Raw genomic sequence first — 14,347 nt, 5'->3', positions numbered from 1 at the left:
CTACTTTTGCCCTGGTTTTTATTCACGCATTATATGATCTATCAGAGGTTTCGTTTCCGTTCACTGCCCACGCTACTGTTTGTCCTTTTCATCATGGGCGCAGCGGTTAGCGAGCTTACGCAAGCCCCGGCTGTTGTGCTATCTGCCCAGGCTTTACAGTTGCCTTATTACCTGCTTTATGTATTAGCCGGCTGGAAGCTACTGGGCGTATGCGCCCTGGTTTTCTCAAGGCAGCGCATACTGAAGGAGTGGGCCTATGCGGGCTTTTTTTTCAATCTCAGCGGGGCCCTTTGCTGCCTGCTTATCCAGGCACCCATTCTGCCCGATATGGCCGTAGCACCTGCGGCACTGGCCTTGCTACTGCTGTCTTACCAGCTGGATTTTCGCGCCCGGGGATAGGCGGGCCGGGACCGCTTGTCTGTAGCCTCCTGCATCGGTGGCCCAGTGCTGTGCAGCGCCAGGTGGTGGCCAGCCGGGTCTCCCGTCTGTTTCGGGCTACTCCGCGGGTTCTATCCGCTTCAGCTCGTAGCGCAGCCCATTGCTCATGTCTATGGCGATCAGGCCATGGCGTTTGCTCCAGTATACTCTTTTTGCATAGGCGGTTAGTTCATCGGGCTCGTGGTGTAGCTCATTTTCTACCACTTCTACATCCTCGTACTCTCCGGCTTTCACAGTCAGGCTATCGTCCCAGTTGCTCTGCTGGCTCACACGCCCGCTGTAGCCCAGGTCGTCCAGGCGTATCTGTAGCAGCATGGGTGCCTGCATAGTGGTGCGCTCTATATACAGCAGCATGGGCGCGGGGTCGCGGCGGCTCATGCGGGCATCCTCAAAGGTGCTGGCATACACCTGCAGGCTGGGCACGGTGCCAAAGGAGCGGGGTTTCTGGTCGCGCATCTTGCGCCAGCCCAATACGTACAGCCGGTAGGGGCCAGCACCTGCCTTGTCAAACACCAGGGTCTGTGCCTCCTTATAGGGGTTGTACTTCAGGTCGTACTCCGTAATGTGTACCCCACAGGCTGCCAGGCTGATGGCAAACAATACCATATATGCCTGCAAAAACCGCGTCTCTCTTTTCATGCCTCGATCTTACAAAAAAGTAGGCACATCGCCACACAGAAAAGCCACAGCAGGGCTGTGGCTTTCAGTATTTTGTACGGGCTCGGCTACGCGCCTAGTTGTCAGCGCGGCTGAATGGGTCGGTAGGGGTCTTTTTGTCTGCCGAGGGGCTTTTGGGTGTTTCGGTACCACTGTCTATGCCCTGTAGCTTCAGCGCTTCCTTAATGTTGCGCAGGCGCACGCCATCCTTATAGGCCACTACGAAGGCATCGCGTATGCCCAGCTTCTGTATGTCGGCTCCGAAGGCCTTGGCCAGGTTATAGTCATGAAACTTGCCTACCAGGAATTTATTCAGGTTGTCCTGGCTCTCACCCTTGAAATTTTCGTCTGTACCGGTCAGCTTTCCATCAATGTTGAACTTCTCGTAGGCGCCTATCTGCACCCTGTATACCACCCCGGGCATGGCATCGGTTACTACCTGAGATTTTTTTGCCTCAAATTCGCGCTTCAGTTTCAGGTATTCATAGTTCAGCGAATCGAAGCTGCCGCGCTGCCGGCGTATGGTAGCCTCTAGCGCATCAATATCCTTCTGTACCTGTGCCAGGCGCTCGGTCAGGTCGGCATTTTTGCGGCTCAGGTCATCTATGGCCTTGTCGCAGGCTTCCTCCTTTGCTTTTAGGGCAAGCGGATTTTTTTTGTACTCGCTGGCTTTTTTCTTCCACTGCTTTTTTATGGCTTTCAGCTCTTTTTTGCTTTGTGCCTGCGTGTGGTTAATGGTACCCTGCAGCGCGATCAGGGTGCAGCAAGCAGTGAATGTTAGGAGTAGCTTTCTCATGTATTCCGGTTTTGCTTAAGTGAATAAAGATACCGATAGGAACAAAAGTAGGCTGAAAATTTAGTTAGGTTGTGTTTTGGGTATCCGTTTTCCTAATTTTGGGTTCGTTTTTTTCCACAAGTACTAACATCAAAACCATGAGTAAAATAACCGTTGTGGGTTCTGGTGCCGTAGGTGCCACCTGTGCAGATGCCTGTGCCCGCCTGGAGCTGGCGAATGAAGTAATCCTGCTGGATATAAAAGAAGGCGTGAGCGAGGGAAAATCGCTCGACCTGTTTCAGTGCGCACCCATCAGCCTGTTCGACACCCGGCTGAAGGGCAGCACCAATGACTATAGCCTGACTGCAAACTCGGACATCGTGGTGGTAACCAGTGGCCGCCCGCGCAGCCCCGGCATGAGCCGCGATGACCTGATAGCTACCAACGCCGACATTGTGCGCCAGGTAGTAGAGAATGTGGTGAAGCATAGCCCCGATGCCATCATCATCCTGGTAGCCAATCCGCTGGATACCATGACGTATCATGCCCTGAAGGTTACCGGAAAGAGCAAGAACAAGGTGTTTGGTATGGCTGGCATCCTGGATACGGCCCGCTACCGCGCCTTCCTGGCCGAGGAGCTGGGCATTAGCCCCAAGGACATACAGGCTATGCTGATGGGCGGCCACGGCGACACCATGGTGCCGCTGCCCCGCTACACCACTGTAAGCGGTATACCCGTAACCGAGCTGGGCATCAGCCCCCAGCGCCTGAACGAAATAATAGAGCGCACCAAAGTGGGCGGCGGTGAGATAACCAAACTGCTGGGCACCAGTGCCTGGTATGCCCCTGGCACGGCGGCAGCCCAGATGGTAGAGGCTATCCTGCGAGACCAAAAGCGTGTATTCCCCGTATGTGCCCTGCTGGAGGGTGAGTATGGACTGAAGGATATATGCGTGGGTGTACCGGTTATCTTGGGCAAGAATGGCATAGAGAAAGTGCTGGAGCTGGACCTGACTGCTGAGGAGAAGAAGCTGCTGCACGAGAGTGCCGATGCCGTGCGCAAGATGAACGACGTACTGTATAGCAAAGCCTAGTTTTCGCCTCGGGGCGCTATCCGCCTCGTAGCGCGTACACGATACCGTACAAGGAAGCCCACCTATGTGTCTTGTGGCACAGGGGTGGGCTTCTCTTTTGCTAAGTGCCTGTGCGCCAGTGGGTGCGTGTGCGGATAGGGGGAAGGAAGACGGTTATGCCCCCAGGGCCGGACGGTAGAGCATGCGGGGCCGCCCCTGCAGGTCGTTTCGCAGCTGGTAGGGCATGCCCTGGCGGGCTACCCACCGGGCCAGGTCCTCGGCGGTGCCGCTGTGGCACTCCAGAAACACCGCGCCGGGTGTGTGCAGCAGGATATAGGTGTAGAAGGCCAGGGGGTCCCCCTGCGGGGCAAAGAGGGCCTGGTGGGGCTCCCAGTCTCGCACATGGGGGTGTAGGGTGGCTGCCTCTTCGGGTGGGATGTAGGGCGGATTACTCACCACCACCGGCCAGCTGTCCAGCCTGGCCCGAAATACATCCTGTAGGGCCCAGTGCACTGCCAGGCCCAGTGCATCGGCATTTTGGCGGGCATAGGCCAGGGCCTGCTCGCTGGCATCCCAGCCCTCCAGATATGCCTGTGGCAGCAGCTGCTTTAGCCCTAGTGCAATACAGCCCGAGCCAGTGCCCACATCCAGTATGCTACTATCGGGTGCCACCGTCTGTGCCACCCACTGCACCAGTTCCTCGGTTTCGGGCCGCGGTATCAGCACACCCGGCCCTACCTGTATCCGCAGACCCATAAAGTCGGCTTCGCCCAGCACATACTGCAGGGGTTCGTGCCGCAGTAGCCGCTCCAGGTCGGCCTCCAGGGTCTGCTGCTGGGCATCTGTGGGCTCGGTGTCGGCCAGCAGGATCAGCTGGTGGCGTGCCAGCCCCAGCCGGTGTGCTACCAGCAGCGCTGCCATCCGCTGGGCCTCTCGGGCCTCATATAGCTCGGCCAGCCGGGCGTTTAGCCTTTTCCGCAGGCTTAGCAGGGTGGTTTTGGGCATACCAGGTACATAGGTCGGTCAGGGGGCAGTGGCTACAGCTGGGCTTTCGGGCCTTGCAGGTGTAGCGCCCGTGCAGGATCAGCCAGTGGTGGGCGTTGTGCATCTGCGCATCGGGCACTATGGCCAGCAGCTGTTTTTCGGCTTGTGCCACATTGGTAGCCTTCACCAGGCCCAGGCGGTTGCTCACCCGGAACACATGTGTGTCTACCGGCATGGCTGCCTGCTGGTACAGCACGGCCAGGATTACATTCGCGGTCTTTCGGCCCACGCCGGGCAGTTTCACCAGCTCATCCCGGTCTGCCGGCACTTCGCTGCCATACTGCTGCACCAGCAGCTCGGCCATAGCCTTCAGGTGCCGGGCCTTGTTGTTCGGGTAGGAGATGCTGCGGATAAGGCCAAAAATTTCTTCTACCGTAGCGGCTGCCAGTGCCTGTGGGGTGGGGTAGTGCCGGAATAGATCGGGCGTTACCAGGTTTACCCGCTTGTCTGTACACTGGGCACTCAGCGCCACGGCCACCAGCAGCTCATATGCATTGCGGTAGTGCAGCTCCGTTTCGGGGCTGGGGTTCTGTATCCGCAGCCGCTCCAGTACCTGCAGGGCTTTTTCCTTGCGCCTCATCCTGCAAGTATAGCGCAAAAAGGGCTGATCTTGTTGCGCAGCGCGGCCAAGCGGGGGGCGTAGCCAGTACGAGGCTTCTGCCCCCCGCTGAGACTGGTAGCCGCCCCCTCCCCGCCTGTGCTAGCGGGCTGCTGCCTGTGGCTGCGCATCCATCAGCTTGCGCAGGTTTATCAGGGCATAGCGCATGCGGCCCAGGGCGGTGTTGATGCTTACCTGTGTCAGCTCGGCAATTTCTTTGAAGCTCATGTCATTATAGTAGCGGAGTATGAGCACCTCTTTCTGCTTTTGGGGCAGCTGCTGCACCAGGCGGCGCACGTACTGCTGGTCTTCGTGCTGCATAATCTGCTGATCCACCCGCTCGGTGCCAGGTATGGCCTGCTTCATCAGGTGCAGGGGGATGGGCTGGTACTGCTGCTGGTGTCGCCGCTCTTTGCGAAAGTGGTCTATGGCAATATTTCGGGCCACGCGCAGCATCCAGGGCAGAAACTTCCCTTTCTCATTATATCGGCCTTCGTCCAGCACCCGCACCATCTTGATCAGCGCCTCTTGCAGGAGGTCTTCGGCCAAGTCTCGGTCTTTTGTAATGAGCAGGATGGTGCTGATTAACTTGGCCCGATGGCGGTTAATAAGCACTTCCAGGGCGCGTGCATATCCTTTCTGATAGGCTTCAATCAAATCTTGATCAGCAAGTTCTTTCCAAAGTTTTAATGTTTCCACAGCAAAAACGGTTTAAGTGTACGTAACCGTAGAGGTCAAATCATCTAGCAACTGATAACAGGTAATGGGCGTAGAGATTCTGACGTATAAGCTGTGTGCTGTTAGGGTTCTGTGATCTACAAACAATCCCGCTGCGCTTCTCCCCACTGATACAAAATTCCGTTGGTAGGCCGTCGGGTTGATTCAAATATACGAACTTTACCAACCGTAGGGCCTTTGTCCTGCAAATTCACGAATTTTTCACATGGACGACTGCATACACATTAAAGGTGCCCGAATGCACAACCTGCGGAATGTAGAGGTGCAGATACCCCGAAACCGGCTGACGGTGGTAACCGGCGTGAGCGGCAGTGGTAAGAGCAGCCTGGTATTCGACACCCTGTATGCCGAGGGCCACCGCCGCTATGTAGAGAGCCTGAGTGCCTATGCCCGCCAGTTCCTGAGCCGGCTGCCCAAGCCCGAGGTGGATTTTATACACGGGCTGAGCCCCGCCATTGCCATCGAGCAGCGCACCCACACGGGTAATCCGCGCAGTACGGTAGGCTCTATTACCGAGGTGTACGACTATCTGCGGCTGCTGTATGCGCGGGTGGGCGTTACCTACAGCCCGCATTCCGGGCTGCCCGTACAGTCGGATAGCGTTGCCTCTATCTCCGATTTTATCTTTGGCCATCCGCCTGGCACGCCCATTTACGTTCTTACCCCCCTGTACAAGGCCGCGGGCCGCAGCTGGGTGCAGGAGCTGGAGGTAAGCCTGCAGAAGGGTTTTACCCGCCTGTTTGACGGCCAGCAGCCGGTGCAGATACAGCAACTGCTGGAGGGGGGCGAGCTGCCAGCGTGGGAGACCGACCCCCTGCTGCTGATTGACCGATTCCGCATACCCCAGGAGCTGGAAGAGACTTTTCAGTTCCGGGTGGCAGATAGCCTGAGTACAGCCCTGGCCGAGGGGATGGGCCGCTGCCTGGTGCAGGTGGACCAGGCAGCGCCGCGCATGTTTAGCGAACTGTTTGAGCAAGACGGCTTGCTATTCGAGCAGCCCAGCGAGCAGCTGTTCAACTACAACACCCCCCAGGGGGCATGCCCCCGCTGCGAGGGCTTTGGCCGGGTGATCGGCCTGGACGAGGACCTAGTGGTGCCAAACAAGCACAAAAGTGTGTACGACGGGGCGATAGCACCCTGGCGGGGCGACCAGATGCGCTGGTACCAGGATCAGTTTATCCAGCAGGCATCTGGCTATGGCTTCCCAATCCACAAGCCCTACCAGGCACTGACCCAGGCACAGCAAGAGCTGCTGTGGCACGGAAATAAGGAAGTGGCTGGCATCTACGACTTCTTCGCCACGGTGGAGCAGCAGGCCTATAAGGTACAGTACCGGGTGCTGCTGGCCCGCTATCGCGGCTATAGCCGCTGCCCCGGCTGCCGGGGCAGCCGCCTGCGCCACGAGGCCCTGTATGTGCAGGTGGGGGGCTACACCATAGCCCAGCTGCTGGAGATGCCGGTAGAAAGCCTGGCCAGGGTGTTCGACAGCATACAGCTTACAGACCACCAGCTGGCAGTGGCCAAGCGCATCCTGGCCGAGGTAAAAAGCCGACTAAAGTACCTGAGTGAGGTGGGCGTGGGCTACCTGAGCCTGAGCCGAAAGGCCAGCACCCTGAGCGGGGGCGAAACCCAGCGTATAAACCTGGCCACCAGCCTGGGTAGCAGCCTGGTGGGTAGCCTGTACATCCTGGATGAGCCGAGCATAGGCCTGCATCCCCGCGATGGCGAGCGGCTGCTGAATGTGCTGGCCGCCCTGCGAGACCAGGGCAACACGGTGATTGTGGTAGAGCACGACGAGGCGGCCATGCAGCGGGCAGACTATCTGGTAGACATGGGCCCCTACGCGGGCGAGCTGGGCGGAGAGCTGATCTTTCAGGGAGACTATGCTGCCCTGCTGAAGGACACGCACAGCCTTACGGCCCGGTACCTTACGGGCGAGGAGCGCATAGCCATACCCCTGCACCGCCGTAAGCCCAAAGGCTACCTGCACCTGAAGGGAGCTGCCGAGCACAACCTGAAGCAAGTGGACGTTAGTTTTCCCACAGGCGTGCTCACGGTGGTAACAGGGGTAAGCGGCAGTGGTAAGAGCACCCTGGTGCAGCAGGTGCTGTACCCGGCCCTGCGCCAGCAGCTAGACCTGCCTGCCGATAGACCCGGTGCATGCTCGGCCCTGGTGCCAGAGGGGGACACACCCACCTATACAGAGCTGGTGGGCCAGGATGCCCTGAGCCGAAGCCAGCGCAGCAATGCCGTAACCTACACCGGTGCCTATGACTACATCCGGGAGCTGTATGCCAGCCAGCCCGAGGCAAAGGCACAGCTGCTGAAGCCGGCCCATTTTTCGTTTAACGTAGACGGGGGCCGCTGCGATACCTGTAAGGGCGATGGGGTGATAACGGTGGAAATGCAGTTTCTGCCCGATGTAAAGCTTACCTGCGACACCTGCAAGGGGCGGCGGTTCAAAGACGTAGTGCTCGGCATCCGCTACCAGGGCCAGAATATAAACGACGTGCTGCAAATGACCATCCAGCAGGCATTACAGTTTTTTGCTGAAGAGGAGAAGATTGCCAAGCGCCTGCAGCTACTGCTGGATGTGGGCCTGGGCTACCTCCGCATGGGCCAGAGCACCAGCAGCCTAAGCGGGGGCGAAGCACAGCGCCTGAAGCTCGCCAGCTTTCTGGCAGGTGGTGAGCACAAGCATGCCCTATACGTGTTCGACGAGCCTACCACGGGCCTGCATGTGCACGATGTACGAAAACTGATTGAGGTGCTAAACCGGCTGGTAGACCAGGGCCACAGCGTGCTGGTTATCGAGCACCAGCTGGATATAATGAAGTGTGCAGATTATCTGATCGACATGGGCCCGGAGGGCGGAGATGCCGGCGGCCAATGCTTGTATGCTGGCCTGCCAGAGGGTATATTGCAGTATGAGGAGCAGAACGCAACTGCACGCTTTCTGGCATCCAAGCTGTAGCTTCATAATATTAGGTACTAATGCTGATTGAAAAAACAGGCAAAAAGAGTATAGTTTTTGATTTCAGAGAATAATATTTACTAGCTTTACAGCCACTAAGAATTACATAAGATTCTGTAAACCAATAAATTAGTTAGGCTAAATAAAGGGAGTACGGACGTAAACCGTTAGTTCATAAAAGAAGAAAAAAAGGTAGTTCGACAAAAGACAGACAATGATTGGGTTGGAAATGGAAATAGGAAAAAAACTTAAAGACCTGGTGGAGCTTAAGCGGGTCAACAAAGCGGAGCTGGCTCGCCAGATGAACATGTCAGAGCAAAATCTGTACAAGATTTTCAAGAAACAGTCCATCGACACCGCTTTGCTACAGGCATTCGCCAGTCATCTGGGGGTAACGCTCAGTTACTTCTTTGATGATGCGCCCCGTGCCGAGTACCGCCAAGCGGACGATGCATTTGAAGACAGGGTGCACGAGGGTGAAGATCAGGAAGAGTACATCGCTCGCCTGCGCAAGGAGATCTCGTACCTGAAAGAGCTGAACAAGCTGAAGGACGATTTGATCCGTGCACTCAAGCGGGATTAATTGCATCTTTGCGGCCATGTGCCGTGCCCTTGGTGTCTCTGTCTGTGCTAGCAGCCTGTGCATGCTTGCCCTGCTTATTTCGGGCATGCACACACTCCGTGCCCAGGGGGTAACCCCGGCTGATATACAGCGGTATGAGATACCCGACACTACCGAGCGGGCAGTAAAGCAATGGCGTACGAAAATCCGCACCAACGAGAAGGTAGATATTACTGTTTATCGGTCCTTCTTTATCGACTTTGAGCAGCTGGATACGGTTCCTATCAATACGGCGCTGAGTGGTACGCTCAATTTCTCCTTTGCTCGAAACCTGATCCTTTCTCCTGCGGGGCACTGGGTTAGTGTTATCCCGGCATTTTCGCTCACACGCCTTGAGTTTCCGTCTACAGCTAGCAAGACCTTCCCGTCTCGGCAGGATAGCATCGGGTTTGAGCGCATTGGTGTGAACTACCTGGATGTATCTGCCGGCCTGGGTTTTTTGCTATCCCGAGAGCCACTCTCTACCGACTCGCTGGTTTATCGCAACATAAGCAGTGTAGAGTTTGGCTTTACCCTTGGGTATGCCTTCAGCAGCTTCTACAAGGTGCAGGATAACCGCATTGGGCGCGATGCCCTGCTGCGTATATCTGGTCTGGACGATATTCAGCGGTTTCGGTTTTCAGCCTATATGCGCTTTACCTATCGAGTCTTGGCTTTTTATGCACTCTACCGGTTTACGCCCCTCTTTTTACCGGGCCGCACCTACCAGGGTTTTACCAAGGGTGTTCAGCCCACTACTTCCTATCCGGTACTACCCCGCCTGGAGCTAGGCATCGGCCTCCACATCTTTTGATACGGGGGTGGTTTTGTTCGCCCCGGTCAGTTTACCCAGGCCAGCTGCTGCTGCTGCCATGGCCATGGCATCTGCTGGCATCCGGTAGCGGCCATCGGCCCAGGCTGCTGCATGGGCCAGCAGCAGTACCAGTGCTGCCAGTAGCCCCAGCCAGGCATGGCTGGCAGCAGCCCTGCCCGGCTGAGCCGGCCCATACCTGGGCCACCTGCGCAGGTTCCAGTACAGAAAGCCCAGCGATCCCAGGGCCAGTAGCAGGCTCAGGCAGGCCTGCAGGCCCGCTAGTAGCCAGGCCGCGGGGGGCCACTCCAGCAGCCTGAGGGCAGTGCCGTAGCCTATCCCCGTCGCCATTTGGTACATGCTTCGCAAATGGAAGCGAACAACCCCCAAGGGATGTGTAAGCCCATACTGCCAGGCATAGTGCCGGGCAGTTTCAGCTATTCGAGTTTGCGGCTGAGATGCTTGTTGGCCGTACTGGCGAATCTTCTGTAGGGGTATGCCCGCAGCCACTAGTGTCGAGTCGGTTCGGAAAACAAGCGCTCGGTCATCGGTATAGGGGCCCAGCATGCCACCCAGCTTGCCATACACCAGGTTTATGCCTCCAGTTTCTGGCTGCCGGGCGCAGTATAGGTACCAGGGGGCATATAGCACGAGCACAGCCCCTAGCAGCTCCAGGTAGGCAGGGGCTTTGGCCCGCTGTGCTAGCAGGTAGCCTAGCCAGAGGGGCAGTAGTACCCAGGCTAGCTCTTTAGTAAGCAGGGCCAGGCCCAGGGCCAGGCCACTGAGGCCCCACCTGCGGCTAGCCAGCAGGTGCCAGCTGGCCACTATACACCAGATAAAAAGACTCTCGGTAAGCAGGGTGCTGGCAAACAGGGCAGGGTAGGGCATAAGTGCGTATCCCCAGCCGGCCAGGCGTGCCACCCCCCGGTGGCTACGCCGTAGCACGCCGTATAGCAGCCAGGCAGTGTGCAGCACCAGCAGGTGCTGCACCAGCAGGATCAGCCAGGGTAGGCGCCCCAGGGCAATGAGCAGGAGTGCGTAGGCCGGCGGGCGCTGTGTGTCGGCTGTTAGGGGGGGGAGGTAGTCTTGGCTATACACCCCATGGGTCTGCAGGTTTTCGGCCAGCGTCAGGTACTGCACGCTGTCTTCCCACAGGTAGCTGCGCTGCCACAGGGCCACTATCAGCGTGCCTGCGTGCAGCAGCAGCACGCACAGTGGCAGCAGGCGTCGCATCAGCTCAGGCTGCTGTTGGCCTCTTTCTGCAGGTGCCGATAGACCATCTTGTCCATCCAGCCCGGCAGCCACTTATTCATAAATACCGTTAGTTTCCCCTGGCGGGTGAGGATTAGGTCTCGTCGGCGCTTGTCGGTAGCTCGATAGATGTGCTCGGCCACAGTTTCAGCGCGCATCATTTTTTCTTCTTCGCGCTGGCTCTCCCCCTGGGCCGCCCCACTGGCGGTGAGTGCCACGCGGCGTATGTTGCTGGCGGTGAAGCCTGGGCAGGCCGTAAGCACATGCACGCCTGTATGCAGCAGCTCGGTACGCACACTTTCCAGAAAGCCATTGAGGGCAAACTTGCTGGCCGAGTAGCCTGATCGCTCGGGCAGACCCCGATAGCCTGCAATTGACGAGATGCCTACCAGGCTACCCCGGCTCTTCAATAGATGGGGCAGGGCAGCCTTTGCGCAGTATACAGCACCCCAGAAGTTTACGTCCATCACCTGTTCCAACACCTTCAGCTCCAAGTCGGCCAGCTGGGCACGCATGCTGATGCCGGCATTGCACACCAGTACATCCAGCCGGCCGTATGTATGTACCGTTTCCTCGATAAACTGCTGGCAGGCTGCTGCATCGGTTACATCCACGGCTGCGGTGTGCACCTGTACCGAGTAGGCTGCACGCAGCTTCTCTGCCTCGGCCTCCAGCACCACTTCGCGCCGCGCACACAGGCTCAGGTGATTCCCCCGGCGGGCAAACGCGTGAGCCAAGGCCAGCCCTATGCCGCTGCTTGCACCCGTTATGGCGATAACTTTATCCTTCATCTAACTGCAAAAGAACTGAAATTTCGGATATTAGCCGCTTATGCGCCTTTGTATCTGTCTCTTCGGAATACTTCTATTGCCCATCCTGGTGGTGGCCCAGCCGTTTACCGGTCGCATTCGGTACACCCTTACGCGGGGGGATAGCACAGGCCTACAGTTGGATCCCTATATGGCCGATACCCTGGTTTATACCATTGCCGAGCAGGGTGTGCGCCTGGATAGCCAGGGCCACGGCCGGCATTTTGTGCATACGGCCCGTAGTTGGCCCCTGCTCTACCTGGCCGATAGTGGTGCCATTTATCTGCTCGATACAGCCCGCCGCGTAGCGTACCGCAGAAAGGTTGCCCTTTTCAGGCTGGCAGGCCAGCCGGTGGTGAAGTGGGAACAGGAACTACCCCCAGTGCAGCTGCTGGCCTATGCCTGTAGGCAGCGGCGGGGCACCTTTGTGCACGAGATGGGTGGCGGCCCAGTGCAGTACACCGTGGCCTATAGCCCAGCACTGCGCTACCCGGTGGCCAACCCCCTGGAGGATGCCCGGTATGAGACAGACCTGGCTGGTGCCATCCCCCTGCTGAAGGAGTGGAAGTACCTGCGGCAAGACCTGGTGCTGCGCCAGCAGGCTATACAGATAGATGCCCTGCCCGTGCAGCTGGCCCTGCCCATGGGCTACGAATTGCGTCCGTTTGAGCCGGATATGCAGCCCGAGTAATCGGCCCCCGCTACCTGTACCTGCCGGGTCCAAGACGCAGCATCTCAGGCATACGGCAAAGAGCCGTATCAAGGAGTTTGGGTTTCGGGTTCAGCAGGCCCACACGCGACCCGCTTGTACACCCATGCAGGGGAGAGCCATGCTAGGGCAGGTACCAGGCTAGGGCAGGGTAATGGCCTGATCCAGGTGGCTGTATATGTCGAGTACATATTTATCCAGCAGTCCTGGCATTACACCCACGGCCAGCAGCAGGATGCCCATGGTGAGCACACCCAGGTAGGGCAGCAGCTGGCTACCCGTGTGCACGTCGTCGGCCAGCAGGCCTTGCTCGCCCCGTTCCGGGCTGGCTTTGAAGTACATTAGCACAATGACCCGCAGGTAGTAGTAGGCCCCTACTACCGAGGCCAGGATGCCCAGTATGGCCATTACCTCCAGGTCGGCCCCTATGGCTGCCACAAAGATCTTGTACTTGGCAATAAAACCCCCAAGTGGCGGAATGCCTGCCATGGAGAACAGGAAAGCACTCATGAGTACACCCAGCAGGGGCTTGCGCAGGCCCAGGCCACTCCAGCGGCTCACATCGGCATCGCCATCCTTGCGCTCCACCATGCTGATGATGCCAAAGGCACCAACGGTCATTAGCGTATAGATAACCATGTAGAACACCACGGCATCATAGCCCTGTGGGCCCGCCATCAGGCCCAGCATCAGGTAGCCGGTGTGGGCTATGGAGCTGTAGGCCAGCATGCGCTTCAGGTTGCGCTGCTGCACAGCCACCAGGTTTCCATACAGCATGCTGGCCAGGGCTACTATGCCCAGCACATTCTGTAGCTTGATGTAGTTTACGGCATCCCACTCGGGCCGAAGCGTTACTTGCATCAGGAAAAAGATAAAGGCCATGAAGGTGGCCAACTTGGCACCCGTAGCCATAAAACCTGCCAGTGGGGTGGGAGCCCCGGTGTACACATCCGGTGTCCAGCTGTGGAAGGGGAAGGCGGCCAGCTTGAACAAGAAGCCTACCAGGGTAAGGCCTATGGCCGTAAAGAGCAGCACCAGGGGGGCTACGCCCAGCTGCTTGTTCGCTAGCAGGGTATAGGCGCGCTCCTGAAAGATCACCTCGCCTATTCGGTCTAGCCGCGTGCTGCCCGTAATGCCGTACAGCAGGGTAATGCCAAAGAGAAAGAAGCCGGTAGCAAATGCCCCCAGCAAGAAGTACTTCATGCCACTCTCGTTGCTACGCACATTCTTGGGGAAGAGCCCGGCCATGATGTAGAGGCAGATCGACATGATCTCCAAGCCGATGAATACAATGATCAGGTCGTTTGCGGTGGCCAGCATCACCATCCCCACCACGGCGAAGAGCAGGAGTGCGTACACGCTATCGGCTTCCTCGTTCCGGCGCTTCAGGTAGTCGGTAAGAAAGAAGAGCGTGAGCAGGCTGATAATGCACAGCAGCACGTGCATCAGGGCTGCACGGCCCCCAAAGCCGATCATCCCCCCAAAGTAGAGCTGGAACGCATGGGCATCTCCTCCGGCCGTGAGGGCCAGCAGCGCAGAGCCTACCAGGCCGGCAGCTGCCAGCCAGGGTAGCAGCCGGCGTAGCCCAAAGGCATCGGCCAGCATAAGCAGTAGGCCTGTACCCAGCAGGCTTAGCAGGGGGATGGATGCAATAAAATGCTCGGAACCAAAGGGGGCGTTTGCAGCCTGCAGTAGGGAGAAGAACGGTGCATTCATAGGATCAAGCAAATACATATGGGCCCGAAAGATAGGGCTTTTGGCGGGCTGAAATTAGCAGCTTCCGCTCAACTATCAAAGCCCTGATGCAGGTAGGTACAGGCTTTTGGCTCCGGATAGATCAATAGGGAGTTGTTCATGCGTTTTCCTGTT

General features: G+C 57.8%; 14 protein-coding genes. 6 read left to right on the top strand and 8 right to left on the bottom strand.

Going from position 1 to position 14,347, the window contains the following annotated elements; translation table 11 throughout:
- Nucleotides 1-33: 33 nt before the first annotated feature.
- Complete coding sequence (locus tag LW884_02625) at nt 34-399, top strand: DoxX family protein (GenBank protein MCE3007230.1); 366 nt, start codon at nt 34-36, stop codon at nt 397-399.
- A gap of 96 nt (nt 400-495) precedes the next feature.
- On the opposite strand, the gene LW884_02620 is transcribed toward LW884_02625, so the two are convergent.
- Together LW884_02620 and LW884_02615 are read right to left on the bottom strand one after the other, a co-directional pair.
- Nucleotides 496-1,077: a hypothetical protein gene (locus tag LW884_02620; protein ID MCE3007229.1), complete on the bottom strand. Its 582-nt coding sequence runs from the start codon at nt 1,075-1,077 to the stop codon at nt 496-498.
- Between the two features lie 94 nt (nt 1,078-1,171).
- Complete coding sequence (locus LW884_02615; GenBank protein ID MCE3007228.1) at nt 1,172-1,891, bottom strand: hypothetical protein; 720 nt, start codon at nt 1,889-1,891, stop codon at nt 1,172-1,174.
- A 137-nt stretch (nt 1,892-2,028) separates the two neighbouring features.
- Between LW884_02615 and mdh the strand changes: the two genes are divergently transcribed.
- On the top strand, nt 2,029-2,964 hold the full coding sequence (mdh, locus tag LW884_02610) for a malate dehydrogenase (GenBank protein MCE3007227.1): 936 nt from the start codon (nt 2,029-2,031) through the stop codon (nt 2,962-2,964).
- Nucleotides 2,965-3,117: 153 nt separating this feature from the next.
- Here the strand turns inward: mdh and prmC are convergent, their stop codons facing one another.
- The 3 genes from prmC to LW884_02595 all read right to left on the bottom strand — a co-directional run bounded on the left by prmC (nt 3,118) and on the right by LW884_02595 (nt 5,242).
- The gene (gene prmC, locus LW884_02605; GenBank protein ID MCE3007226.1) at nt 3,118-3,948 is read right to left on the bottom strand and encodes a peptide chain release factor N(5)-glutamine methyltransferase; all 831 of its coding nucleotides are present in this window, start codon (nt 3,946-3,948) and stop codon (nt 3,118-3,120) included.
- Nucleotides 3,884-4,567, bottom strand: a complete 684-nt coding sequence (gene nth, locus LW884_02600; protein MCE3007225.1) for an endonuclease III — start codon at nt 4,565-4,567, stop codon at nt 3,884-3,886. Before nth ends, prmC begins: the two co-directional genes overlap by 65 nt.
- A 120-nt stretch (nt 4,568-4,687) precedes the next feature.
- Nucleotides 4,688-5,242, bottom strand: coding sequence for a sigma-70 family RNA polymerase sigma factor (locus LW884_02595; protein ID MCE3007224.1), 555 nt, complete (start codon nt 5,240-5,242; stop codon nt 4,688-4,690).
- A 286-nt stretch (nt 5,243-5,528) separates the two neighbouring features.
- On the opposite strand from LW884_02595, the gene uvrA reads away from it, so the two are divergent.
- From uvrA to LW884_02580, 3 genes are all read left to right on the top strand, one after another.
- Nucleotides 5,529-8,297, top strand: a complete 2,769-nt coding sequence (gene uvrA, locus LW884_02590; protein MCE3007223.1) for an excinuclease ABC subunit UvrA — start codon at nt 5,529-5,531, stop codon at nt 8,295-8,297.
- A gap of 301 nt (nt 8,298-8,598) precedes the next feature.
- Nucleotides 8,599-8,880 carry a hypothetical protein gene (locus tag LW884_02585; GenBank protein MCE3007222.1) on the top strand — a complete coding sequence of 94 codons (282 nt, stop codon included), beginning with the start codon at nt 8,599-8,601 and terminating at the stop codon, nt 8,878-8,880.
- An 85-nt stretch (nt 8,881-8,965) separates the two neighbouring features.
- Entirely contained in the window at nt 8,966-9,712 is a 747-nt protein-coding gene (locus tag LW884_02580; protein ID MCE3007221.1) for a hypothetical protein, read from the top strand.
- Here the strand turns inward: LW884_02580 and LW884_02575 are convergent.
- Entirely contained in the window at nt 9,686-10,942 is a 1,257-nt protein-coding gene (locus LW884_02575; protein MCE3007220.1) for a hypothetical protein, read from the bottom strand. The genes LW884_02580 and LW884_02575 overlap by 27 nt on opposite strands.
- Nucleotides 10,942-11,751 (bottom strand): SDR family oxidoreductase, encoded by an 810-nt coding sequence (locus LW884_02570; GenBank protein ID MCE3007219.1) that lies wholly within the window; start codon nt 11,749-11,751, stop codon nt 10,942-10,944. The genes LW884_02575 and LW884_02570 overlap by 1 nt, the downstream gene beginning before the upstream one ends.
- A gap of 40 nt (nt 11,752-11,791) precedes the next feature.
- On the opposite strand from LW884_02570, the gene LW884_02565 reads away from it, so the two are divergent.
- The gene (locus tag LW884_02565; protein MCE3007218.1) at nt 11,792-12,460 is read left to right on the top strand and encodes a hypothetical protein; all 669 of its coding nucleotides are present in this window, start codon (nt 11,792-11,794) and stop codon (nt 12,458-12,460) included.
- Nucleotides 12,461-12,619: 159 nt separating this feature from the next.
- Here LW884_02565 and LW884_02560 read toward each other — a convergent pair whose 3' ends face one another.
- Nucleotides 12,620-14,194 (bottom strand): NADH-quinone oxidoreductase subunit N, encoded by a 1,575-nt coding sequence (locus LW884_02560; GenBank protein ID MCE3007217.1) that lies wholly within the window; start codon nt 14,192-14,194, stop codon nt 12,620-12,622.
- Between the last annotated feature and the right edge of the window lie 153 nt (nt 14,195-14,347).

This window comes from Bacteroidota bacterium, assembly GCA_021300195.1.
Classification (GTDB): domain Bacteria; phylum Bacteroidota; class Bacteroidia; order J057; family JAJTIE01; genus JAJTIE01.
This window is presented reverse-complemented; position numbering and strand designations above follow the sequence as displayed.

Excerpts from the sequence above, each read along its gene's own strand:
- LW884_02625 (MCE3007230.1), top strand. The coding sequence starts at position 34 with ATGATCTATCAGAGGTTTCGTTTCCGTTCACTGCCCACGCTACTGTTT.
- LW884_02620 (MCE3007229.1), bottom strand. The coding sequence starts at position 1,077 with ATGAAAAGAGAGACGCGGTTTTTGCAGGCATATATGGTATTGTTTGCC.
- LW884_02615 (MCE3007228.1), bottom strand. The coding sequence starts at position 1,891 with ATGAGAAAGCTACTCCTAACATTCACTGCTTGCTGCACCCTGATCGCG.
- mdh (MCE3007227.1), top strand. The coding sequence starts at position 2,029 with ATGAGTAAAATAACCGTTGTGGGTTCTGGTGCCGTAGGTGCCACCTGT.
- prmC (MCE3007226.1), bottom strand. The coding sequence starts at position 3,948 with ATGCCCAAAACCACCCTGCTAAGCCTGCGGAAAAGGCTAAACGCCCGG.
- nth (MCE3007225.1), bottom strand. The coding sequence starts at position 4,567 with ATGAGGCGCAAGGAAAAAGCCCTGCAGGTACTGGAGCGGCTGCGGATA.
- uvrA (MCE3007223.1), top strand. The coding sequence starts at position 5,529 with ATGGACGACTGCATACACATTAAAGGTGCCCGAATGCACAACCTGCGG.
- LW884_02585 (MCE3007222.1), top strand. The coding sequence starts at position 8,599 with ATGAACATGTCAGAGCAAAATCTGTACAAGATTTTCAAGAAACAGTCC.
- LW884_02580 (MCE3007221.1), top strand. The coding sequence starts at position 8,966 with ATGCACACACTCCGTGCCCAGGGGGTAACCCCGGCTGATATACAGCGG.
- LW884_02575 (MCE3007220.1), bottom strand. The coding sequence starts at position 10,942 with ATGCGACGCCTGCTGCCACTGTGCGTGCTGCTGCTGCACGCAGGCACG.
- LW884_02570 (MCE3007219.1), bottom strand. The coding sequence starts at position 11,751 with ATGAAGGATAAAGTTATCGCCATAACGGGTGCAAGCAGCGGCATAGGG.
- LW884_02565 (MCE3007218.1), top strand. The coding sequence starts at position 11,792 with ATGCGCCTTTGTATCTGTCTCTTCGGAATACTTCTATTGCCCATCCTG.
- LW884_02560 (MCE3007217.1), bottom strand. The coding sequence starts at position 14,194 with ATGAATGCACCGTTCTTCTCCCTACTGCAGGCTGCAAACGCCCCCTTT.